Source organism: Raineyella fluvialis, from assembly GCF_009646095.1.
GTDB lineage: Bacteria > Actinomycetota > Actinomycetes > Propionibacteriales > Propionibacteriaceae > Raineyella > Raineyella fluvialis.
In genome coordinates this window covers 2,114,843-2,138,251 of sequence record NZ_CP045725.1, presented here as the reverse complement: position 1 = coordinate 2,138,251, position 23,409 = coordinate 2,114,843, and the positions used below count along the sequence as shown (strand labels likewise).

The following is a 23,409-nucleotide window of genomic DNA, read 5'->3' as shown; positions in this document are numbered from 1 at the left end:
CCGATCGAGCGGCCCGCGCGCGCCACGTCGAGGCGCCATAGACTCTGGGACGATCGCAGGGGGGACATGGGACGAGATAGCACTGGCCGCTCAAGGGGCCGGCGATTACTCAGACGGCAGAACGTGAAGCCTCATTGGAAAGGCGTGACGACCGCCGCCGCGTGGCTGGTCGCGCTCGTCGTCGGCGGTGTTCTCGTCCTGGCGCGATACAAATCGGGCATCCCGAGCGACCAGTCCGACTTCGACACCTACTTCCTCCCCGCGGCAAGGGCAGTGCGCGCGGGGGCTCCCCTTACGAGATCAGTGGCTACTACTACACCCCGTTGGTGGCGGTGGTCATCGCACCCCTCGCGAACGTGCATCATGCCGCGCAGATCTGGCTGGCGATGGGCCTGGCGGCTGCCGTGGGAGCGGCACTGATCGGGGCTTGGGCATGCAGGCCTTCTGGAACGCTGCCCTTCGGACTCCTGGTGACGACGTCCCTGGTAACCCTGCTGTACAGCTGGCCAGCAGTACTCGAGGCGTGGCGCGCGCAGGTGCAATGGCTGGTACTGCTCTGTATCGTCACCGCCGCACTGCTCTCCAGAAGACACGCCGTGGCCTCGGGGACCGCGCTCGGGATGGCTGCACTCATCAAGACGTGGCCAGCAGTGCTGTTCACGTGGCTGCTCGGCCGGTCAGCACTCCGCAAGCTCCCGGTTCTTGCCGCGGGGGCCGTGGCGACAGTGATCGCCGTCCTGATGTCCGTCGCTGTGGGGGGCGCCGCCGGCATTCGTGCCATGGTGACGTCTCCGCTCGCCGGTGCTGACCAGCCCTTGGTGAGTTACTCGGTGTGGGGCCTAGGGAAGATGGCATTCGCCGAGAGTGGGATTGCGCCACCCATAACAGTCTCACCCGGCCTGCAGTGGACCACATGGGTGATCCTCGGCGGAGGACTCGCGTGCTTGGCCGCGGTGACTCTCCTGAGCCGGGTCGACGAAGAGCTTCGGCTGTTCAACCTGGTCTTCGTCGTCATCCTTGCAATGCCGGTGTCTCACTTCATGTATGTGATGCTTCCGCTGCCAGCTCTCTGGTGGTGGATGGCAAGGGCCATGGAGCACCCTCGGGCGTGGGTGCCGTGGATCGGGCTGGGCACGCTGGGAAGCTGGTGGGTCCTCGTCTTCCGACTCTCGCCGGCAGCGCTCCAGTCGACTTCCACGACGTGGCCTACGTACCTGACGATCCTCGGATCCACACTGGTGGCTGCGAGCGTCAGCATTATTGCCGGGGCGGTGTGGCATCCCCGGCAGCGACCTGTCTCAGCAGTCCCGGATGATCTGCGCCTTGACCCAGGCAGCCGACTGGTAGACGAACTCCCCGAGCCACCCCGTCCATGAGCGTTGGACCGAGTAGTCCCATACGCTCACCTGCGCTGGGACACACCGTTCCATCAGCATTCTGGTGCGAGCCACGTGCGGTGTGCTGGTGAAGACCGCCACGTGGGTCCAGCCGTGTTCGCGGACCTGGTCGGCGAGCACCTCCGCTTCTCCCCTGGTGGTGTAAGGATCGGGGGTCACGCAGGTCACCTCATATCCTGCGCGCTGTTCCCCGCAGTTCGGCGGGAAGAACGGCCTGCCCGCAGGATCGATCGAGCGGGTGGCCAGGAAGACCGGCGCCACCCCCTCGTCCCCTCTCGCAAGGGCTTCGGGCCAGCGCGTCTCCACCGGACCTATGACATACATGGCATCGACGTGCCCCACCGGATCGATCCGCGGGTGGGCAACGTAGCGGATGCACAGGCCCAGCCAGAAGAGCACCAGCGTCAGCCCGAAGACTCCCAGGGTGATCAGACTGCGACGCAACCACGTGCCTCTGCGCTCACCAGACGTGCGGCTCCGCCGCTTCACGACTTGAGCGATCCGACGTAGGCCGACAATGAATCAGCAACCGGCTTTGGAGTGAAGCCCGTTGCCACGATTCGGTCCAAGGACAAGGCACTGTGCACGGGTCGTAGGGCGGTCTGTCTGCCCGCGGTGTAGTCGGTCGTGGAGATCGGCGTGACGTCAGTACGGGAGCGCCCGCAGAGTTCGTAGACGTCGGCGGCGACGTCGGCCCAGGACTGGATCGGTCCCGCTCCCGTGAGGTTGTACACCCCGTAGGCGGGTCGACTGGCGAGGAGGTGGACGATACCGGCGGCCAGGTCATCGGTGAACGTCAACCGGCCGTACTGGTCGTCAACCACTGTGGGTTTCACGCCCTTCTCCGCGAGACCAGCCATGGTGCGGACGAAGTTGGGGCCGTCGCCGATCACCCAACTGGTCCGCACGATGTAGTGCCCCGGGACAGTCGCGACCAGCGCATCGCCCGCTGCCTTCGTCTGGCCATAGACACCCAAGGGACTGGGCGCCTCATCCTCCCCATGGGTCTCGGCGGTGCCGTCGAAGATGTAGTCGGACGACACGTGAACCAGGGTGAGTCGATGTTCCGTCGCGACGCGGACCAAATGTCCGACAGCTGTCACGTTGGCGGCCCACGCGTCGCGACGGCCCTCCGGGGTCTCCGCGGCGTCCACCTTCGTGTAGGCGGCAGCGTTGATGATGGTGTCGTAGTCCTGCCACCGGACTGCCTGGTAGGCGGCTGGATCAGTGACGTCGAACCGGTCGCGCCCCCACGCATCCGCAGTCGGAAGGACCACCGAGAGAGCCCGGCCGAGTTGGCCGTTCGCCCCCAGGATCAGGGTCCGCCGGCGCGGCATCGCGACCACGTCTGCGAGCATCGGGTGGCGCCGATCGGCCTCGGAGACCTCGGCGTCTGCAAGCGGAATGGGCCAGTCGATGCCGAGCCGGGGGTCGGCGAGGTTGACGTACGTGTACGACGCACGGGCCTGCGGGCTCCAGTGGTCATTGACAAGATACGAGTAGGCCGTCGCCGGCTCGAGCGTCTGGTAGGAGTTTGCCACTCCCCGCGGCACGAACACGGCAGTCTCCGGCCCAAGTTCGACCGTCGCCACAGTCCCGAACGAATCACCCTCGCGGAGGTCGACCCAAGCGCCGAACACCCGCCCGGTCACGATCGAGACGAACTTGTCCCACGGCTCGGCGTGGATCCCCCGGGTCACGCCGACCTGCGGGTTGAACGACACGTTGTTCTGCACTGGCCCGAAGTCCGGGAGCCCGAGCGCCGTCATCTTCTCCCGCTGCCAGTTCTCCTTGAACCAACCACGCGCATCTGCATGGACCTGCAGGTCGACCACCAGCAGTCCTGGGATCGCCGTCTCGCGGATACCGACTCCACTCATCGTCGCCACTCCCTCGGCCGGCCGGTCACTGGCCCCGAGCCGCGTACGCGGCCTCGATCGCCGCCTTCTGAGGGCGCCACCATTCCTCATTGTTGCGGTACCAGCCGATCGTCGCGGCCAGCCCCGCCTCGAAGTCCGAGTACAGCGGCTGCCAGCCGAGCTCGACGCGCAGCTTGGATGCGTCGATCGCGTACCGCAGGTCATGCCCGGACCGGTCCGCCACGTGGTCGTACGCATTGGTGGGTTGCCCCATCAGGCGCAGGATCGTCTCGATGACAGTCCTGTTGTCCTTCTCCCCATCGGCCCCGATCAGGTAGGTCTCCCCGATCCGCCCGTGCGCAATGATCTCCAGCACGGCGGCGTTGTGGTCCTCGACATGAATCCAATCACGAACGTTCAGCCCTGCCCCATAGAGCTTGGGCCGGCCTCCGTCGAGGACGTTGGTGATCTGACGGGGGATGAACTTCTCGACGTGCTGATAGGGACCGTAGTTGTTCGAGCAGTTCGAGAGTGTCGCGGCGACGCCGAACGACCGCACCCAGGCGCGGACGAGATGGTCCGACCCGGCCTTCGACGCCGAATAGGGGCTCGACGGCCGGTACGGCGTCTCGGGGGTGAACTTCGCCGGGTCGTCAAGCGCCAGGTCGCCGTACACCTCGTCCGTCGACACGTGGTGGAACCGCGCGTCGTGGTGCCGACAGGCCTCCAGCAGGGTGAACGTGCCGACCAGATTGGTACGGATGAACGGTGACGGATCGCGCAGTGAGTTGTCGTTGTGGGACTCCGCGGCGAAATGCACCACCACATCGGCCGTCGCGACCAGATCGTTGACCACGTCGGGGTCGGCGATGTCGCCCTGTACGAAGGTCAGCCGATCCGCCGGCAGGCCCGCCAGTGAGTCGCGGTTTCCGGCATAGGTCAACGCGTCCAACACGGTCACTCTGTTGTCGGTCGTCTCCAACAGCTGCCGCACGAAGTTGGACCCGATGAACCCTGCGCCGCCCGTCACCAGATAGTGCCCCATGGTGAGCACGCTACCCGCGGACCAGGTCCACGAGGAACGCGCAGGCACCACGTGCCGGGAGGTGAGATCCGCATGCTCAGGCGTGACCCTTGGTGGGGTAGATTCCACCTCGGCAACAGTGTGGCCTGGGCCTTTGCAGGCCAGCTGATGCTGATGATAAGTTGCGAGCCAACTCACTATGTTCCACAGGACCCCGGGGGCCGACATGACCAACACCGAAAATATCCAGGCGTCGGGGTCCCGCCCGTCGCGCCGCACCGTCGTCAAGGGCGCCGCATGGGCCGTTCCGGCCATCGCTGTCGCCAGCGCCACGCCGGCCTTTGCCGCCAGCCGCTGCCTCCAGTTGTCCTTCTCCGGCACGGCCTGCAAGGTGTCGAACCAGGGGCAGTACTTCATCCAGCAGATCTGCTTCTCCAACAGTTGCCAGTCTCTGTCCCTCACCATTGACCGCGTGCAGAACAACTCGGGCAAGGTCCTCTATCTCTGCGACGGGACGACCAAGTGGACCCCTTCGACGAATCCGATCACCATTCCCGGCGGCGGCGGCTCGGTTTGCGTCGATGTCGGCCCCGTCAAGGCGGCGAGCATGGCCGGAAAGATCGAGATCTGGGGGTGGATTGGCACCGTTTCCGGACCGGCCACGCTGATCACCGACGCCCCGGCCCGCCGTTCACGGCCGAATGCGCTGCCCCGGTCTGCTCATGACCCGCCTCAGCTGAATCACGGCTCCTGAAGTCCTTCTCGCGGGTTGGAGAGTTCGCTCAATGCGACCCTCCAACCCGCGAGAAGCCTTTCTGCTTGCCGCATCCGCAAGACGCGGCTTCGATGCGGTCGTAAAGAACCCCACCCGGGACTCGGCGGTTCAGACACGCTCCGCAGGTGGCTGTTCGCTGATCGCCACGGCCAAGTCCACGTATCGCTGCGCGATCGCGCGCCACGAGTAGCTCTCGACGCTCGTGTGGGCCCGCTCGCGCCACGGTGTGAGGTCTGCCGCGGCCAAGACCTCCAGACGATCCCCGATAAGGGCCGGGTCGCGCTCGACGAGATAACCGTTGACACCGTCCACAACAACTTCGGGCACGATCCCCACCCGCGTCGAGACGACCGGAAGCCCGCAGGCCAGCGCCTCGAGGTAGACCAAGCCGCTGGATTCGTAGTAGCTCGGCATGAGGAACATGTCGCTGGCGGCCATCAAGTGTGGCACGTCACCCCGCGGCCCGAGGAACAGGACGCGGTCGGCCACGCCGAGAGTCTCCGCCTGCCGCCCAGCGTCCAGGATCGTGCGGCGAATGCCACCCACGACGAGGAGCAGCACTGTCGGCGCATGCACCAACGCCTCGATCGCAAGGTCAAGGCCCTTGCGTTCGAATTCGTGCCCGACGAACAACGCCACCCTGTCGTCCTGACCGAGCTGGAATTCCGCACGCGCTTGTGCACGCTCATCGGCACTGGGAAGGTGAAAACGCTCGAAGTCCACACCGTTCGGAATGACGACCACTCTTGGTCGGATACCTCCGAACGTCTCCTTGAGGGTGGTGACCTCTGAGTTCGAGAGGGCAACCACCACTCGGTGCGCACGACTGTGGTAGCGATAGAGATCACGGAAGAACGTGAACGGGTGCGTTGGATTCCGCAACATACGCCACAGCGCGTGCCCCCGAGCACGCATGGCAGCAACAACCAGCCCGTGATTCACATAGATGTCGCCTACCAGCAAATCGTTGTGACAGATCGACACCGCACCCGGCCGCTCAGCAAGATACCGCTTCGCACGACGTGTACCGACAGTGAGGAACCACATCATCCGGCCAGTCACCGCGAGAGCATGCCGCAGGCGGCCTTTCGGCATCCGATGTGCGGGGCGCCCCTGCAGGGCATCCTCATAGGTGAAGCTCTCGACCTCGACGCCCAGCGCTCGGAACTCCCGATCCAGATTCCAGGCGACTCCGGCGACGCCGCTCCCGGACCCCATGAAAGGCACCAATTGCACGATGTGTGTTATCCCTGCCTCCTACCGTTCACCACCAACCCGCCGGGAGAACCAGCCGGCCGGCCGCCGCCCTGATTACTATCGCTATGTCACGGGACGATACAGGCGCACATATTCGGCAGCGACGAAATCCAAAGAGAACGCGCCTGCCCGTACGATCCCGCGTCCCTGCAGATCCTCTCGTCGGGCCGGATTTTGCAGGAGATCGACCAGAGGTAGGGCGAGATCCTCCAGCTCCGTAAGTGCAGCATCCCTGCCGCCACGAGTGACGTACCGAGCCCCCACATTGGGAGTGGCCACCACGGGAAGGCCCGAAGCCATCGCCTCCGCGTACGGGACGCCAAACCCCTCGTATGAGGACGGCAGGCAGAACACCCAAGCCTTCGCATAGGCCTCCGCCAGCTCATCGTCGGACAGCCGACCGAGCACCTTGATGCCAGGGCCGACATCGGCCGGTGCATCTTGGGTGACCATCCACAACTCGGCGCTGGGGACGGCGGGCCGTACCTGTTCGGAGAAGATGCGTGCGAGTTCCGCCCCACGCTTGCGACCGCCCCACGTCCCCACGAACAGGATGCTCGGTACCTCGGATTGCAGCCCGGGTCGGGGATGGAATCGCGCGGTGTCCACTCCGTTCGGGATCACACCGCGAACCCACGGAGTCCAGCGCAGCGTGTCAGGAGACACGGCCACGGTCACATCAGCGACGAGACTGGCCAGCACCTCGCTGAACCCGAGGGCGACCATCCGCAGCTTCTCCCGGGCCCCCCTAATATGGAGGGCCTCCTCGAAGCACGAGCCGTGCAGCGTGCGGACATGGCGCGGGACTCGGCGGCGCCACAGCCAGTAGTCGTCGCCATGTGCGTGGAGAACGTCGTATGAGCTGAAGTCGACCTTCCGCAACGCGAGAGCGAACCGGAAGGTCCTCATTGAGCCGGACAGCGGGATGTGATGGTGTCCGTACGTCGCGCCGTCCACGGGCGGACAATTGCTGAACACATCGACCTGGTGTCCTTGCCGGACGAGTTCGGAGGCGAGGGCGTGCACTTGATAACCCACCCCGATCTTGCTACCGCTGGGGAGGTAGTAGGAGATCATGGCGATCCTCAAAGGACCCTCGCTCATCGCGACAACCCGTCGCGCAACGCCTCCAGCCAGGCCCGGCCATGAGCAAGATCGGGCTCCAGGTGGTTCCCCTCGGCCCATTCGTTCCACGACTTGATCCAGAGAAGGCGCTCGTCGTGGACGCGGCCGGCAAGTAGGTCCACTGCGTCCTCGACGTTGCGGCGGAACTTGTCGGGGGTGGCACCGGTGAGCACAAGTCCCCCTCGGCGTGAGCGTGGGGTGTTGTCCCAATTCGGATAAACGACGGGCTGAATATCAGGACCGGTGACCGTGCCCACGACGGCGGAGTCGGAGTAGGGATATACCTCAGGACCGCCCAGAATCTTTCGCATGGCGCGCATTCGGAAACGAGAATGAGCATCTTGAGCGGCCGGCAGCCTCATGTAGACGGTCGCATCGAAACCGTCCGCCGGTCCGCTGGTGTAGGTGGGCAACCCCATGGCATTGCTCATCTCGCCCACGAGATAGAGCCCGGGCAGGCCAGCAGCGCGAGCCATGCCCTGCCAACGGTCGACGAACTCCGCAGCATCGGGCAGGTCCTCCGGACGGAAGACGTAGAAGACCGGCCGATCCCCCACGCGAAGGTATCGATCGTCCCGGAACGCCGGGAGGATGGTGTCGAAGTGGGCCTGGTCGTCCTCCCGCCCCGGGTACAGCTGCTCCAGCAGAATGCGGTCCCGGGCACCGTGCCAGACACCGCTCCACGTCTGATTCGCCCAAGCGAGGCAGAACGAGATGTTCGGCTCTCCTGAGTGCAGCACCTCCCGGAAGGGCCGCTCCAAGATGCGCCGACCATGACCGAACCAGTAGTGCCAGTAGGCGAATGCCTCGATCCCGTATTCCCTCGCCAGGTCACTTTGTGCCTGTCGAGTCTCCGGGACCCGTAGATCGTAGAATCCCAATTCTCCGGGAAGGATCGGCTGTTGGTGACCAGGGAAGAGCCGGCGTGCACGGGCGACATTGGTCCACTCGGTGAATCCCGGCCCCCACCACTCATCGTTCTCGGGGATCGGGAAATACTGCGGCAGATAGAAAGCCACAGCGCGGGCTGTTGTCTCCATGCGTCCCCCTAGGGTCGACCCGAGGCGCTGCCGGCCCCAGGCCGGAGTCCTCCTGCGGGCACGGCATCCACCTCCGGCACCTTATCCCAGCTGGAAGCACTACATCCCCTGTGCCCTGCCCGCAATACGTTTCGGCCCTCCATGGTCACCGGAGAACGAGAGGGGACCATCGTACAGGGGGACCCAAGCATGCCGAACCTGTAGCCTGATCCCCGACGGACGCCCGCAGGAGGATACCTTCACCGACGACCCTGCCGGCGCGACAGGACAAGGGGGTCAAGGGTGCCGGACGATGTGACGCCTGACCGTGAGGGCGCCGATGTGGTCGTCGTACTGTCGTACTTCGGCCGCGACGATACCGTGGCCTGCGTCGAGTCTCTCGTCACCGGTTCACCCGAGGCGTCGGTACTGGTCATCGACAACGGATCTTTCGACGGCGTGCTCGAGGCGGTGTCCCAGCGCTGGCCCCAAGTCGCCACTCTCCAGACCACCACCAACCTCGGTTTCTCCGGCGGAATGAATCGAGGGATCCAGTGGGCTCTCGACGCTGGAGCCTCGACGATCACAGTGCTGAACAACGACACGATCGTGCCACCCGGAGTCATCAGGTCCTTGGCGAAAGTGGCTCGTACCGGTGCCGCGGTGAGCCCGGAGGTCCGCTACGCGGACGGGACAGAGAAGGTGTGGTTCGCGGGTGGGGTGATCGACTCCCCGACCAGCCTCGCACGGCACCTGTCCGAGACGGAGATCAGCTCCGCAGAGCCGACCGGTAGGCCTGCATTGCGGATGACCCAGATTCTCGCCGGCTGCTGCGTCACCGCCAGCGCCGACACCTGGCGGCGCATCGGCCTCTTCGATGAGCGCTACTTCCTCAACTTCGAGGACTCCGACTGGAGCGTTCGCGCCGCTGCCCTGAATATCCCGTTGGTTGTCGCGACCACGGTGGTGATCTACCATCGCGTGTCCGCGTCGTTCACCGGCACGTACTCCTACCTCGGCACCTTCTACTACACCCGCAACGGTTTGCTGTTCGGAGCCGTGCGCCGTCCATGGTCCCTCGCCACTCGGGCCCGGTTCCTGCGGAGGCATGTGCTCCCCGTCGTGGCAACCGCCTTGCGCCAGCGTCAGTACACGTTGGCGCAGCACCAGGGCATCATCATCATCTGGGCGGTATTGGCACATGTCGTCAGGCGGTATGGTCGTGCGCCTGCGGCCCTGGAAAGGCTGGTGACACGTTGGCTTGCCCGACGCGACTGAAACATGCCGAGTCTGCTGCGCCTGCCCACTAGACTGCGTTTGCCGAGCAGAGGGCGCAGGTGACCGCAGAGCGGAGCGGCCGACAGGAACCCGAGGGAGTCTCGATGGCAACGGTGAAAGAAACGCTGAAGCAGGCTGCCCCGGCGTGGGCGCTCAACGCCAACAGATGGCGTAATGACGTCTGGTCAGACTTGAGACTGCGACTCCTGGCGGACATCGGACACGTGCCGTCGCATCGCGTCCGCAACTTGGCCTACCGACGGGCGGGCATGAAGTTGCCGACCACGTCCAGCATCCACTGGCGAGCCGAGTTCTACGCGCCGGAATCGATCACGATCGGCGAGTACTGCACCATTGGTGACTCCTGCTTCCTGGATGGACGGTCCGGGCTGGTGATCGGTGACTCCGTCAATCTTGGCAGTCACGTCACGATCTTCACCCGCGAGCACGATGTTCAATCAAGCGACTTCGCGGAGACCGGGGCTCCCGTGACCATCGGAGACCACGCCTGGGTATCCAGTCACGCCATCATCCTGCCCGGCGTCACGATCGGTGAAGGTGCCGTGGTGGCCGCTGGGGCTGTCGTTCCTCGTGACGTTCCACCATTCACCATCGTCGGGGGTAACCCGGCCCGCCGCATCGCCGACCGGAGCACCGAACTCACCTATCGTCTCGGCTACGCGAAGCGGTTCGTCTGAGGCCCCGCAGCGCCTCAGGACGAACAATGCGCTGCAGCCAGCGCCGGACCGCTCCGAGGCGTGGCCGCACGTACAGCCAGTCCTGTCGGAGTCCAGTGAGTTCCGCCTGCTGTTTGTCCATGTAGTCCCAGCTCGCCCGCAGGAGCAGCTCCATCGTCTCCGGGGTGCTGTTCGCGACTACTCGATGCCGGGTACGCGCCAGATCGTCCTCGAAGGGCCGCTCCTTCGAGCGTGACCCCCGACGTTCGCGATAGTGGAAGACCGACGTCGGCACCGGAGCCGCCACACCGCCGCTCACGACCAGCAAGCGGATCCAGAATTCATGGTCCTCGTGGCCTTCGAGGAGGGACTCGTCGTACCCGCCACAGCGTTGCCAGTCCGACTTTCGAAAGGCCGAGGCAACGGGAATTGCGCTGGTGCGCATGAAATCCAATAACGGTATCTGCCCGCGCAGTCCCAACTCGTACGAGCTCCCCTCGAACGCCTTCAGCCGCGGATAGGCGACGGTCACCTCCTCCGTGGCGAGCTTCACCGCCGCCTCCCCCGCGTACTGGGGATCGATCCAATCATCAGCATCCAGCGGAATCACGACACATCCCCGTGCTGCACGGATGCCACTATTACGAGCAGCGGCAGGACCGCGATTGGACTGTCGGATCAGTGTCACACCCTCAAGCCCGTTGAGGGCCTCAATAGTCGCCGGTCTGGTTGAGCCGTCATCCACCACCACGACGTCGACGCAAGGATGATCTTGCGCCAAGGCAGATCCCACCGCCTGCGCAAGATGACTGGGGTCATTGTTGTAGCACGGTATGACGATGCTGACCGGAACCTGGTCGTCGCCGGCCGAATTAGTCCCTGGCATTCCCTTGCCTCCCCGAAGTCCGACACGTACCAGTCCAGGCGGCTCGCCCCTTGTCCCGCAGCGCTAGGAACCGCTGACCATGGAACGCGCCCGGAGTCCTCAGCGATCTGATTCGATCAGGAGTCCCCTGACATCGTCGCTGCGCCGCAGACGAGGCCACAAGCCTCGCGCGAAAGGATGGAAATCTCTCATTACACGCCACATGAGGGGCGCCGGCCACCAGCGCAGCCAGTAGAAGACCTGACTCTTGAAGCCGGCGGCATGGCCCCAGCTGCCGATCTTCCGGCGAATCTCGCCCGGGGTACGCCCCCAGGAGTTGTGGATGATCGCCTGTTCCGGCTCGAGGATTTCAGCTCGGATCTCTTGGTCGGTGCTGGGGTGCTTCAATTGGAGCGATCGATCGTCGCCCCGCACGACGGGGCGCAAGAAGGCACCCTGACATCGGCGGGCGTCCACAGTCCTCGAGCCCGCCCGCACAGCGACCGGACCGGGATAGTCGTACCGTGGGTCTCCGTCCTCACTACAGACCTCGAGGAATGACCCTGGCCCTGTCCGGCGAAACAGAATACGCATCGGCCACTCCACCGCAGGGATGGAGCGGGATTCCGCCTCGTCGATGGCGCGCAAGAGAGCTTCGACATCAGGCAGCACTTCGTCATTGTCGATCTGCAGGATCCAGTCAACGCCAGTCCCGAGTGCGTCGATTCCTGCTTGCCGCTGGGCCGTATCGGCAAGCATGGGATTCACCGGGTCCTGCCACTCTCCCCACACCACTCGATGGATTCCTCGGACATCCACCCCGGTCACGACGGCAAGGCACTCGTCCACAGGGATGGGACGTCCCGTCCAGCCGCGTCTACTGGACGGGGCAACGACCACCAATGAGTCGAGGACGGCGTAGTAGCGAGACAGACTTGAGGCCAACCACACAGGATCGCCCGCAAGAACGTAAGCACCGATTTTCCTGGATGTCATCAGTCAATCACCTCGGACATCCGCGGAGCCGACTTCCCGATCCGTTCAGGGACACGGACGGGGTCCAGCAGTCCCCAGACGCGAAGGCAAGGGCTGCTGACCAGTTTCGGGGAGGTTCTCCGCAGCGCCGCCAGTCCGTCGAGGACCAACTCATTGCGCTTCCGGCGCACTCGTTCACATAGCGTGCGGGCGGGGTAGGTGCTCACCGGGATCGGTTGGAACGACGCGCCCAAGACCGTCACGCGCAACAGGCCATGGCGGCGCATGAAGCCGTCGACCACCTGTTCGAAGAAGAAGCCTCGATGGACGGCGGGATACCGACAGGACGCCGGGCATGCCACCCACAAAGGAAGCCAGCGCGGCAGCAGCCGACGCGTGAAGACAGACCGCCTTAGCAGAAAGACCTGGTCACTGAACCCATAGCCCAGGACATGCCCGGTCCCCTCCTCGTCGGCCTCGTCCCTGGCGGATGATCGACCGTCAAGCATCTTCCAGGTCGGATTGCCGACGGCGACACGGGGATCGGACCGCATCACCTCCAGGGCTGGTGAGATCCAGTCAAAGGGCTGCGCAAGAGTGAGATCGACGTCGACGTAGCACAGGAGATCCGGCCCCGGGAGGACTAAGGCGGCCACGCAGCAGTCGGACCAATGCAGGTAGCGCCCGAAATGGCGAGCCCGCAAGCCTGTCGCCTCCAGACCCTTCGGGAAAAGATCCTGGACGAAGAAGAACCTGTCGACCTCGCCGCGATCCACCGCGGCCTGCGCAAGAGTGGCAGCGGCATCACGGTCATTGACGTTGTTCACGAGGAGCGTGCGGGTGTCGAAATCGAACCGGTGTTGACCTACCGCGGCTGTCAGGAAACCAGGCCGGGTCACGAGGTCGATGTTTCGCTCAAAGCAATTGATAACAAACTCGACCGGGCTGTTTCCCACTGCCACAGAGTAGCCTTCCTTGTCGGGTCCGCCGGACATCATGAGGGCTGATCAGATCAGATCAGCGAAGACACGCTCTCGGCTTTGGAAGACGAGCACTCCGAAGACGAGAGCTCCCAGTCCCGCCGCCACGGAGCCACCGATCTGCCAAGCCGGCGGCACGGGCGTTCCGAGCATCGACCACCGGAAACACTCGAGAAGCCACGACATGGGATTCGCGAGGAACAGCCAGTGGTAACGGCCGGGGACAGCCGAGAGGGAATAGGCGACCGGTGTGGCGTACAGGCCGATTTGTAGGAGCCACGGCAGCACGTACGCCACGTCGCGGTACTTGACCATGAGGGCGGAGGCAGCCAGACCGACACCCATCCCGAAGGCGAGCACCAGGAGGGTCCAGATCGGGACGAGCAGGATCGGCCAGCCCGGGTTCACTCCATAGATCAGCAACAACACGATCCCGAGGGCAAGTGCCACAGCGAAGTCGAGGAGCACCGAGAACACCGTCGACAGGGGCACCAGCATCCGCGGGAAGAAGACCTTTGACACCAGGGTCTGGTTGCTGACGACCGAATTGGAGGCCCGGCTCACCAGTCCACTGAACAACGTCCAAGCCAGCATGCTCACGAAGCTGAAAAGGAAGTAGGGAACGCCGTCACTCGGAAGCTTGGCGACGCTGCCGAAGACGATCGAGAAGATGCCTGCGGAAGCCAACGGCTGCAGGAGCACCCACGCGACCCCGATCGCTGTCTGCCGATATCGCAGCACAACATCCCGTTGGCCGAAGCGGTAGGCGACCTCGCGTGCCTCCCACAGTTCATGCCAGCGAGGCAGATTGAATCGGCCGGGTGGCGTGATGACCTCCGTCACGAGGCGCCCCTCTCGTAAGTGAAGTCAGACAAGACCAGAGCACCACTGACCGCCTCGTCGTTGAACGATTCGGGATACGGCAGCTCGGGAAGCACCTCGAATGCTGCGGCCGCCTCCCAGGCATCGAGGACACCCATTTTGCAGATGAAGACGTCAACCGTGTAGCGCCCGGGCCTTAACCACAGCCCAGTGAGGGTCAGCCGGATTCGCTGATCCTCACTCGGATCGAACCACATCTCGACCAGACGGGAATCACACTTCGTGATCACGACACCATTGGCATCGTTGATGTGGCAGGAGACGAAGTAGCTCCCCACCATCGAGCAGTTCGCTGGTATGTCGACCTCGACGACCTTGTCCTCGGTGGACGTGAAGGATGCCTCCGACACCCGCACGTCTGCAGCGCGAAGTTCCCCGGTCCCCGGCCTGCGATGCGCGATGCGGGTCGATTCGGCGAAAGACTCGAAGCTGTTCCGGTAGAGCTCGAGGGCACCGTCGACCGGACCGCTGTACTCCAGCCTGCCCGCACTGAGATAGAGCGCGCTGGTGCACAGAGCAGTCACCGTGGCCATCTGGTGGCTGACATAAAGGACCGTACGGCCGTCCTTGGCGACATCACGCATCTTGGCAAGAGACTTGTTCTTGAACTCTGCGTCGCCCACCGCTAGAACCTCGTCGATGGCCAGGATCTCCGTCTCGAGATGCGCTGCCACAGAGAAGGCAAGACGGACGTACATGCCGGACGAATAACGCTTCACCGGGGTGTCGAGGAACTTGGACACGCCCGAAAACTCGACGATCTCATCGAAGCGTCGCCGGATCTCATGACGGCGCATCCCCAGCAGCGTGCCGTTGAGGTAGATGTTCTCGCGACCGGTCAGCTCGGGGTGGAAGCCAGTGCCCACCTCGAGGAGACTTCCGACACGGCCGCCCAGCTCGATCCGGCCGGTCGTGGGTGCTGTGATCCGCGTGAGGATCTTCAGCAGCGTTGACTTGCCTGCCCCGTTTCGGCCGATGATGCCGACGGCCTCCCCGAAGGGTACCTCGAAGTCGATATTCGAGAGAGCCTCGAAGACTTCGAATTCCTCACGCCTGAAGGGGTGCCGCAGACGGTCGACGACAGCTTCCGTGGCACGCGTGGGGCGGTTCTCGGATCGGCTGATGCGGTACGCCTTAGAAAGGCCCGAGACGGTGATCGCCTTGCTCGAATCCACTCATCCCCCATCAGGTCCGGCACACTGCGTCGACGTCACCCTAACATCGCGGCGCGGCGGCCTCCTGCCGCGTTCCAGGGGGATCGGTGGGCTCCTGCTAGGCCCGCTCCGCCGGGTGAGGGGCCGTCTCCGGTCCGAAGAGGACCTCGCGCAGGCGGGCGTACTGCCGCTGCGTGGTGTACTCCAGCGCGCGGTCGCGGGCTTTCTGCCCGAGCTCGCTTGCCGCCACATCGTCGGTAAGGAGCCATTCCAACGTCCCGCCGAATTCTCTTGAGTCGTTCGGATCCAGCAGGATGACCGCATCCCGGGCAAACTCGGGCACTCCGCCTCGCGGGGAGGCGACGCACGCCAGACCACTCGCCATGGCTTCGAGCAGTACCAAGCCGAATGCCTCATCGAGCATGGTCGGGAAGACGAAGATTCGCTGGTCCCGCAGGATGCCGGGAAGCTCCGAGCGGGGCTTGTAGCCGACGAACTCGGTGGTCCCAGCCAACTGTTCGGCCATGGCGTGCAGCTGCTGCTCGAAGGGAGAGGGCTCACCGCCAGCGGCATACCACGAGGAGCCGACGATCGTCATCGTCCAGTCCGTTACGGCGCAGTGGCGGAGCGCCTCGAGGACCTTGTCCGGCCCCTTGTTCGCGCCGATCTTCCCCACCCACGCGATCCGGCGCTCGAGGTTCAACCCGTCCGGCCGTGGCGAAAACTGAGTCGGATCCACGCCGTTGTGCACAGTGACGAGTGCAGGGTGGTCATAACCGACGCGCTCGCGAAGACGCTCCGCCATGAAGTCGCTGACCTGGATACAGTGATCGAGGCGGTCGAGCATCGCGCGCAGTTCGCGTCGATCCAGCGACCTGCTCAGCGCGATGTGGGAATAGTAGGAAAGACCGTAATGACGCCTTCTGGCGCCCAACAGCCGGGCTCCACCGAAGGCGAAGGATCCGTCGTGCAACACGAGTTCGGTGACTCGCTCGAGGTCCACCCCGTGCATGCTCGAGCGGTACAACTCTTCCGTTGCGGGGCGCCGGCCCACTGCCTTGCCGAATATGTGGTCGGCGGTAGCCACGAGTCGATTTTGCATCAGATCCCGGGGCGTGGAGGCGGGGGTGATCCACTCCGGTCGGAATCGCTCTCCCCGCCAGGGCTCAATCAGCACCTCGTCCCGGATGCCCTGCTCGGCGGCCTCCCGGAGCAAGTCCTCGATAACGATGAGGACCGGCGACCCCGGACTGACAGCAGGCGTCGGAAAGTGGGTGATCTGCCGGTCACCGGCATCCCCCGACCGGACTTCCTCAGCTGCGGGCACGGTTCATCCTAACTGGCGACAGTCTCGGGCTGACGGCATCAATCAGCGGACCGCGTACGACGCGCGGCCACGCGCTCGATCACCTGACGCATCCGGTCGATCCGGTCATCCCACGAGTCGACATGGCCGTCGGCGCCCTCGGGGAAGACACTGGTGGCGGGGATCGCGCGGAGCACCGCCCCGGGAAAGTCAGGAGCTCCTGTGATCGTGACCCGTGCATCGTCACTCTCACGGAAGCCCGCCACGGGGGTGCTGACGACCGGGCGGCCTACTGCTCGGTATTCATACAGCTTGATGGGGTCCAAGCTCTCGGTGAAGGACGTGACGACGTGAGGCACCACGAGCACATCGGCGTGTTGGAGATAGGCTGGCACCTCGGTGCGGTCCTTCGCCCCCAGAAGGACAACGCCGGCCCGAGTCAGCGTGTCCCTTTCCTGCGTATCGAGCGGTGCGGGCCCGACCAGCACCAGAGTGCCCCTGTCGCCCAGCAGTTCGGCGGTGGCAGCGCAGAGTTCGACATCGATACGGTCCCGGTGGACCGTGCCGACGTACACGGCGACCGATCCGCCAGGGAGGTCAGCCGGCCGCGGTCTGGGCTGAAGATAATCCTCCACATCAACAGCATTCGGGATCAGAGTGACGTCCCGCAGACCACCCTTAGCGGTCTCGAGCGCGCGGCTGCAGACCACCACCTCCGCGCACCGCTCAATCAGAATCGCCTCGTCGCGTATCAGTCGAGCATGCTCGGCGGGAGTCCGGTCGGCCGCCAGCCAATCATCGGTGATGTCATACAGCGAGGGCCACCCAACAGATTCGACGACCGCCGCGCCACTGGGATCGTTCACCCACAGGATCGGATCCACCAGGCCCAGGCGCCCTACGGCCCGACGAATCGCATGAGCGATCCGGCGATCCACACCGGGATCCAGTCGGCGAGGCAGCACTTTCGTAGGTTGGTAGGCCGACAGTCTGCCTCGGTCGACACCAGCGACCTCGACGGTCCGTAGCCCGCTCCCGATCCGCGACCGACGTCTGGAGACCAAGGCGTAGAGGGGATCGGCTGCCGGCTCGACGAACAGCACGCGGCCGACATGACCAGCTCTCAGCAGTCCTGCGATGAGGTGTTGGTTGCGACGCCATACGCCGTCCCAGGCCTCGAGCGACAACACGACGAGGTCTGTCACAGAACGCTCCGGTAGACGGCGTCGGTCGCGCGGACCTGTGCTTGGAGTGTGAACGACGTGCGCTGGATGCTCTGCAATTCACGGGCGTAGGCGTCGCGACGACGACCATCGTGCGCAAGTGCCCCGAGGAGTTCGCCTGCCTCTGATGCATCGTGCGGCGTGAAGAGGGCAGCACTGGGCGCCCCTGCGACCGTTTCGAGGTGTCCGCCTGCCGCTGCCGCCACAACGGGCAATCCTGCCGCCATGGCCTCTAGGACTGTGAGGCCCAAGCCCTCCACGGCACACGGGGCGATCAGGATGCCAGCGTGGTCCATCAGCGAGGCGACATCTGAGCGGTGTCCCAGGAAACGCACATTGTCATCAACTCCGAGTCGCCGGGCCAATTCTTGGAGGGATGCCAACTGCGAGCCGCTCCCGGCAACGTCCAGACTCCAGCCCTGCGTCGGCAAGCCGGAGGCGGCAAAGGCACGGAGTGCAACATCAGTGTTCTTTTCGGGTTCGAGACGCTGCGCGACCAGGGCGCTCCGGGTCCGGTCCGTCGCCCTCAGACCGTCCTGGCGACTCGTGACTCCTGGGTGCACCACAGTACTCGGTCCGTCGACGAGCCGGGCGACATGGCGACTGATGGCGATCTGTCCGGCCAGGCGCGCCCGGATGAGCGGGGCGAACAGCCTTGCTCCCGTGCTGCTTCCTCGGGTGCCTCCGAAATGCCTGGTAGTGACGGCACGTACGTTCCACCGTCGGATGGCGGCAACGGCAGCGATCTCGGCGGCGGTCATATGAACGTGAAGGATGTCACTGCCACCAAGGGCGTCGATCGATCGGGCAACCTGCAGCACCGTAGCGGCCGATTGAAATCGGATTGACGAGTCCGCGAGGGCTGCTCGCATAGCCCCGGCGTTTCCACCGATCACCGCAACCTCATGGCCGGCAGCGCTCTGGGCCGTCGCCAAGGTGCTCACGTGGCGCTCGACGCCAGCGAACCCATCCGAGCGTACGGCATGTAGTATCCGCAGCCCCTTCATCGCGCCTTCTCGCTGAGGACGGCCGCGAACATGCCGACATATTCTCGTGCGATGCGGGACCAAGAATGGTCCTCTGCGGCCCGTCTGGCCTGGATGCCCATACCGGAAAGGTCCGCTGTCAACATTCGCCGGATGCCCTCTCTCACGGAGTCTGCCGACGGCTCCACGACGATCCCGTTGACGCCGTCGTCGATGACCTCCGGCACACAGCCCACCCGCGTCGCCACCACCGGCAGACCACACGCCATGGCCTCGAGTACCACGAGTCCATAGGACTCATACGCGCTGGGGAACACCATGAAGTCGCTGAGGTGGAGGTACGGGCGTGGATCGAGCTGCTCCCCGACGAAGTGCACTCGTGGTCCCACCCCGTGGAGATCGGCGTCCCGAGCGGCCTGCGTGATCATGTCCGGGGTGCCCCCGACCACCACCAGATGCAGTATGTCGTGAGGTTCGCCATCCATAGCCTGCAATACCACGGGGAGGCCCTTGCGTCCGAACTCATGGCCGACAAACACCGCCACGGCATCGTCCTCCGCCAGACCGAGCCGACGGCGATACGCGACCCGATCCTCTGGGTCGGGCTGGTATCGGTCGGTGTCCACTCCGTTGCCGATGACGACCGACGGAGGCCTTACGCGGGGATACGTCCGGCGAAGAATCCCGTCCTCCACCCCTGTGAGATTGACGACCCGCTGGTGCAGGCCGAGACCGTAGCGGAGGGCGTCGCGCAGCCAGGTGAAGAGGTGAAGTGGATTGCGGACCATGCGCAACAAAGAGTGCCCCCGAGCCCTCATGGCCTCGGCGACGATGCCATGGTTCACGTAGACGTCGCCGACCAGCACGTCGTTGTGGCAGACGGACACCGTTCCTCGAGGTTGGTGCGCCAGGAAACGCGCAGCCATAAAAGAGCCGACTGTCGTGAACCAGAAGACGCGAGCCGCCAGGGTCATCTTGCCGACGACACCCGGCCCTGGATCGGGTAGCCATCGTCCGTGGGCTTCCACCAAGGTGAAGCGAGCCGTCTCAATCCCTAGGCGTTGCCATTCTTGTTCGAGATGGTACGCAACTGCTTCGACTCCTCTGCCAGGCTCCACACTAGGCACGATCTGGACGATGCGACGCGGGAGAATCTGCGGGGGAACGTCGTTGTGCTGCGTCACGAGCCCTCCAGTCCACCATCGGGCAGTGCCATGGACACCCGTTCCGGGACGGTGAGGTCAGTGGCTCGCTGCAGCCACAGGAGAGTTCCGTCTTGTCGGTGCAGCTCGAGGGCGCCCAGACAGATCCCCGCGATGACGAACGGTATTGAAACCTGAACCGCGGACCAGAACAAGTCGAACTGCCCCTGAACGACCTTCCCGAGCACAACAGCGACGGCGAGTGTGCCATACTCCGGTTCGATCCGCCACAGCAACGCAAGACACGCAGCGATGAGCACCAGGAACCCGATCAACCCCACGATGCCCGCAGTAGCAAGCATCTCGATCTCAGCGTTGGGCGGCTGGAAGCGGGGTTCGCCCGGGCGGTACCAGTAGCGCAAGCCGTGACCGACCCATGGGGAAGTCATCCAGTAAGCGACTGTGTCCTGGAACCACGTGATCCGCTGGTTGGCTGAGTTGAAGCCATTGCCGCTCCGGACTTGGTCTCGGACGGTGGTAGCGACGAACACCAACGCCGGCACGGCAAGCAGGACGACCGCCTTCGACCGCCGCCGATGTGCATTGCCACGCAGGAGGATCACCAAGAGCCCGAAAGCCAGGCCCACGATCGCTTGGCGCGACTGCGTCATCAAGAGGGCGACGATCAGGATCGTGAAGACTGCGACACTCCACCCTTTGCGCCATCCCATCCAGCTAGGCCGGGCATAAAGGACGACAGCAGCGAACGCCAGCACCGTGCCCACAAAGTTCTTCTGCATCTCGTAGGGCCACCGCGTGTATACCTCGTGGAATTCTCCGTGCGAGTACTGCACTACACCCTGCATGATCGTGCTGAGTGCGAGCAACAGAGCCGTCAGCACCACCAGGGTCAGGCCGGCCCGGGCATGACCGCTGCGACCGACAGTCCACCCGACGACCAAGGCTCCGGCCACGAGTAACCACGAGTGGGCCCACTCGACGACGCCGGAGGCGTACGGATTCGCCACGACGGTGAAGAGGATGGCGAACTGGTAGATCGCCGACAGCCAGAGCAGATTGCGGAACGTCGCGCTGAAGGGGCGTGGAGCAAACACCAGCGCCGTCACGGTGGCCACGCCCAACGCGGCATCGGACACGGACAAGTCAAGGCCGGTCCCCCCGACGCGCTTCACCACGAGCAACAACGGCATCGCCATCAGCGGGATCATGGCGGGTTCGGCGACAGTAACCCCCAGCGCCAGCACGACTCCCACGACGCCAAGAGCGATGGCCGGCCGCCCGGGCATGAAGTGACCGGCTCCCAGCGCCAGCCCTACCCCGATCAGCGTCCCCATGAGCCAGACCGCCCGGCGCCCCCAAACGGTCGCCATCAATGCGCCCATCACCCTCTCATCCCTTGGCCGGCCTCGAGTCTGACGGGCCCATGGACGTAAGTGCGCGCCCGGGCAGCGGCAACACTGCCGCGGGCTCCCGGCAGGACGAGCGCGCGGAGAGAGGAACCCACCACTTGGCCTAGCCGCGCAAACTGCCAGCCGATCGCACCGTGGTGTTTGCGCAGGTAGCGCTCCAAGGAGGCATGGAAATGGGCGTCGCGAGCCGCGGAATCCGAACTGGTGGCCGAGCCAAGGTGTTCAGCGACAACGCCCTTCACCTCAGCGTGATGCCAGCCCAGGAGGCACGCCCTGTAGGCCCAGTCCGTCTCCTCTGCATAGAGGAAGAAGCGCTCGTCGAGGCCTCCGACTTGCGCCAGGGCCTCCGCGCGCAGCATCAGCACCGACCCGATCACGTAGCGATCCCTCCCGGCCAATCGACCGAGCCCGACGGCCTCCAGCCACGTAGCCCGGGGGGAGGGGAACGGCCAGGAAACCCTGGATGCCTCACCACTCCCGTCGACCTGGGACGGGCCGACGCTGGCCAGATGTGGATCCGCCAGCAGGGCACGGTGAAGCTCCTCGACATCTCCGACCGACACCAGGGCGTCAGGGTTGAGAAGCAGCACATCGGCGCCGGGCACCTGCCGATTCTGCAGCGCCGTGTTCACGCCGTACGCGAAGCCACCGTTCCGACCGGAGTCGACGTACCGGCACCCGAGCTCCTCGCAGACCGCGCGGATCTGGGGCATGGAGGAATTGTCCACCACCGTGACCGGCAGCGACGCCACCGGTTCCAAGGCCCGTCTGACCAGCTCGGGCGACCGATAGGCGACCAATACGACCTCCACGTCTCGTTCGAGGTGGGCACCCTGGTGACGCATGGCGCGGTACATCGCCTTGAACTCGTCGGCGACACGGTCCCACGCCGCAGCGGCAGCGCGCTCCAGGCCCCGCTGCCGCAGACTCGCCGCGAGGCTCGGATCAGTACCGACCCGGACCAGGGCTTCGCGTAGCGCGTCAGCATCGCCCGGCGGGACGAGGATGCCGGCATCGTCGATCACCTCGGGCAGTGCGCCGCTGTCGCTCGCGACGACCGGGACACCACAAGCCATCGCTTCGACGGCGACCCTGCCGAACTGCTCCATCCACGAGGAAGTGGTGAGGGAGGGCACCGCGAGGACATCGAGACTGCGATAGAAGTCAGGCAGGTCGACCTGTTCGATCGAGCCGGCGAACTCAACCCGACCCGCCAGCCCTTCGGCCGACACCCGCCCCCGCAACTCCTCGGCCTCCGGACCGTCCCCCGCGATTCGGAGCCTGAGGCGATCGTCCCCCGCGACGGCGTCGAGCAGGACGTCGAGGCCCTTGTGCGCAGCCAGTCTGCCGACATAGCCGACGATGGCGCTCTCCGCGCTCTGAGGTGCCGGGGCGGGACCCGGATGGAAGTGCGCGGGATCCAATCCCAGCGGAATCACCCGGGCCACACCCGGAAAGCCCTTGTCCTCGCAGATCCGCCCGGCCTGCGCGTTGCAGACCTGCAGACCGGCCGCATGCCGCAAAGCGTGACGTTCCAACCAGCGGAACGGGATCGGGTAGCGCTTCCTGATGTTCTGTGCCGAATAGAGCGCGTACGGGAGCCGAGAGCGCCGCAGCGCCCGCAGCAACAGGATCTCGGCCGTCGCCAGGGCGAAGGGCTCCTCATGGATGTCGAGGACGTCCCAGTCCTCGGCCAGGGCCCGCCAGATCGGTCTCGGGTCGTACAAGAAAAGCGCCGGATGGCTGCCGATCGTCGCCACAGCACGGACCTTCTCGCCGGGCCGGGGTTGCAGTTCGACGACGGAGCCACCCTCGTTCCACCGCTGAGCACTCAGCAGGGTAACGTCCGCACCGGCACGCTCGAGGGCTCGCTCCCGCTCCCGCCAGGCGTCGACCACGCCGCTGTGGAAAATACGGAGAACCCGCACGGCCGACCCCCCTCCGGTCGAGAAGACTTGCAGGCACACCCTAACTGACGGGACTCACATCTCGAACCTTGTGCCTTCTGTGTGAAGATAATCCGGAGACGCCGCCCGAACCCACCGATGACTGGAG

General features: G+C 64.9%; 21 protein-coding genes. 4 read left to right on the top strand and 17 right to left on the bottom strand.

Features of this window, described 5'->3' with window-relative positions:
- Window positions 1–161 precede the first annotated feature (161 nt).
- Window positions 162–1,376, top strand: coding sequence for a glycosyltransferase 87 family protein (locus Rai3103_RS09650; RefSeq protein ID WP_228488828.1), 1,215 nt, complete (start codon window positions 162–164; stop codon window positions 1,374–1,376).
- Here the strand turns inward: Rai3103_RS09650 and Rai3103_RS09645 are convergent.
- Genes Rai3103_RS09645 through rfbB form a run of 3 tightly spaced genes read right to left on the bottom strand, consistent with a single transcriptional unit; the run spans window position 1,299 to window position 4,301 of the window.
- Complete coding sequence (locus tag Rai3103_RS09645; RefSeq protein ID WP_153572427.1) at window positions 1,299–1,841, bottom strand: YdcF family protein; 543 nt, start codon at window positions 1,839–1,841, stop codon at window positions 1,299–1,301. The genes Rai3103_RS09650 and Rai3103_RS09645 overlap by 78 nt on opposite strands.
- A 41-nt stretch (window positions 1,842–1,882) precedes the next feature.
- Entirely contained in the window at window positions 1,883–3,277 is a 1,395-nt protein-coding gene (locus Rai3103_RS09640) for a sugar nucleotide-binding protein (RefSeq protein ID WP_153572426.1), read from the bottom strand.
- 25 nt (window positions 3,278–3,302) lie between these two features.
- Window positions 3,303–4,301, bottom strand: a complete 999-nt coding sequence (gene rfbB / locus Rai3103_RS09635) for a dTDP-glucose 4,6-dehydratase (protein WP_153572425.1) — start codon at window positions 4,299–4,301, stop codon at window positions 3,303–3,305.
- 205 nt (window positions 4,302–4,506) lie between these two features.
- Between rfbB and Rai3103_RS17755 the strand changes: the two genes are divergently transcribed.
- The gene (locus tag Rai3103_RS17755; RefSeq protein WP_228488827.1) at window positions 4,507–5,034 is read left to right on the top strand and encodes a hypothetical protein; all 528 of its coding nucleotides are present in this window, start codon (window positions 4,507–4,509) and stop codon (window positions 5,032–5,034) included.
- A gap of 129 nt (window positions 5,035–5,163) precedes the next feature.
- On the opposite strand, the gene Rai3103_RS09625 is transcribed toward Rai3103_RS17755, so the two are convergent.
- From Rai3103_RS09625 to Rai3103_RS09615, 3 genes are all read right to left on the bottom strand, one after another.
- Window positions 5,164–6,291: a glycosyltransferase family 4 protein gene (locus Rai3103_RS09625; protein WP_153572424.1), complete on the bottom strand. Its 1,128-nt coding sequence runs from the start codon at window positions 6,289–6,291 to the stop codon at window positions 5,164–5,166.
- An 84-nt stretch (window positions 6,292–6,375) separates the two neighbouring features.
- Entirely contained in the window at window positions 6,376–7,389 is a 1,014-nt protein-coding gene (locus tag Rai3103_RS09620; RefSeq protein ID WP_194793079.1) for a glycosyltransferase family 4 protein, read from the bottom strand.
- Between the two features lie 23 nt (window positions 7,390–7,412).
- Window positions 7,413–8,477, bottom strand: a complete 1,065-nt coding sequence (locus Rai3103_RS09615) for a glycosyltransferase WbsX family protein (RefSeq protein WP_153572422.1) — start codon at window positions 8,475–8,477, stop codon at window positions 7,413–7,415.
- Window positions 8,478–8,759: 282 nt separating this feature from the next.
- Between Rai3103_RS09615 and Rai3103_RS09610 the strand changes: the two genes are divergently transcribed.
- Together Rai3103_RS09610 and Rai3103_RS18515 are read left to right on the top strand one after the other, a co-directional pair.
- Window positions 8,760–9,734 (top strand): glycosyltransferase family 2 protein, encoded by a 975-nt coding sequence (locus Rai3103_RS09610; protein WP_153572421.1) that lies wholly within the window; start codon window positions 8,760–8,762, stop codon window positions 9,732–9,734.
- Window positions 9,735–9,838: 104 nt separating this feature from the next.
- Complete coding sequence (locus tag Rai3103_RS18515) at window positions 9,839–10,432, top strand: acyltransferase (protein ID WP_153573689.1); 594 nt, start codon at window positions 9,839–9,841, stop codon at window positions 10,430–10,432.
- Here the strand turns inward: Rai3103_RS18515 and Rai3103_RS09600 are convergent.
- The 11 genes from Rai3103_RS09600 to Rai3103_RS09550 form a co-directional block, all read right to left on the bottom strand.
- Window positions 10,395–11,297, bottom strand: coding sequence for a glycosyltransferase family 2 protein (locus tag Rai3103_RS09600; protein WP_153572420.1), 903 nt, complete (start codon window positions 11,295–11,297; stop codon window positions 10,395–10,397). The two genes, Rai3103_RS18515 and Rai3103_RS09600, sit on opposite strands and share 38 nt — an antisense overlap.
- Window positions 11,298–11,396: 99 nt before the next feature.
- Window positions 11,397–12,104: a hypothetical protein gene (locus Rai3103_RS09595; RefSeq protein ID WP_153572419.1), complete on the bottom strand. Its 708-nt coding sequence runs from the start codon at window positions 12,102–12,104 to the stop codon at window positions 11,397–11,399.
- A gap of 167 nt (window positions 12,105–12,271) precedes the next feature.
- Window positions 12,272–13,207, bottom strand: a complete 936-nt coding sequence (locus tag Rai3103_RS09590) for a hypothetical protein (RefSeq protein WP_153572418.1) — start codon at window positions 13,205–13,207, stop codon at window positions 12,272–12,274.
- Between the two features lie 51 nt (window positions 13,208–13,258).
- A complete protein-coding gene (locus Rai3103_RS09585; RefSeq protein ID WP_153572417.1) occupies window positions 13,259–14,074 on the bottom strand; it encodes an ABC transporter permease in 816 nt (271 codons plus the stop codon).
- Entirely contained in the window at window positions 14,071–15,288 is a 1,218-nt protein-coding gene (locus Rai3103_RS09580) for an ABC transporter ATP-binding protein (protein WP_153572416.1), read from the bottom strand. Before Rai3103_RS09580 ends, Rai3103_RS09585 begins: the two co-directional genes overlap by 4 nt.
- Window positions 15,289–15,385: 97 nt before the next feature.
- Entirely contained in the window at window positions 15,386–16,594 is a 1,209-nt protein-coding gene (locus Rai3103_RS09575) for a glycosyltransferase family 4 protein (RefSeq protein WP_153572415.1), read from the bottom strand.
- Window positions 16,595–16,632: 38 nt separating this feature from the next.
- Complete coding sequence (locus tag Rai3103_RS09570; RefSeq protein WP_153572414.1) at window positions 16,633–17,778, bottom strand: glycosyltransferase; 1,146 nt, start codon at window positions 17,776–17,778, stop codon at window positions 16,633–16,635.
- Complete coding sequence (locus Rai3103_RS09565) at window positions 17,775–18,803, bottom strand: glycosyltransferase family 4 protein (RefSeq protein WP_153572413.1); 1,029 nt, start codon at window positions 18,801–18,803, stop codon at window positions 17,775–17,777. The genes Rai3103_RS09570 and Rai3103_RS09565 overlap by 4 nt, the downstream gene beginning before the upstream one ends.
- Window positions 18,800–19,966, bottom strand: a complete 1,167-nt coding sequence (locus Rai3103_RS09560; RefSeq protein WP_153572412.1) for a glycosyltransferase family 4 protein — start codon at window positions 19,964–19,966, stop codon at window positions 18,800–18,802. Before Rai3103_RS09560 ends, Rai3103_RS09565 begins: the two co-directional genes overlap by 4 nt.
- Entirely contained in the window at window positions 19,963–21,327 is a 1,365-nt protein-coding gene (locus Rai3103_RS09555) for an O-antigen ligase family protein (RefSeq protein ID WP_153572411.1), read from the bottom strand. Before Rai3103_RS09555 ends, Rai3103_RS09560 begins: the two co-directional genes overlap by 4 nt.
- Window positions 21,327–23,282, bottom strand: coding sequence for a glycosyltransferase (locus Rai3103_RS09550; RefSeq protein WP_228488826.1), 1,956 nt, complete (start codon window positions 23,280–23,282; stop codon window positions 21,327–21,329). The genes Rai3103_RS09555 and Rai3103_RS09550 overlap by 1 nt, the downstream gene beginning before the upstream one ends.
- Window positions 23,283–23,409: the final 127 nt, after the last annotated feature.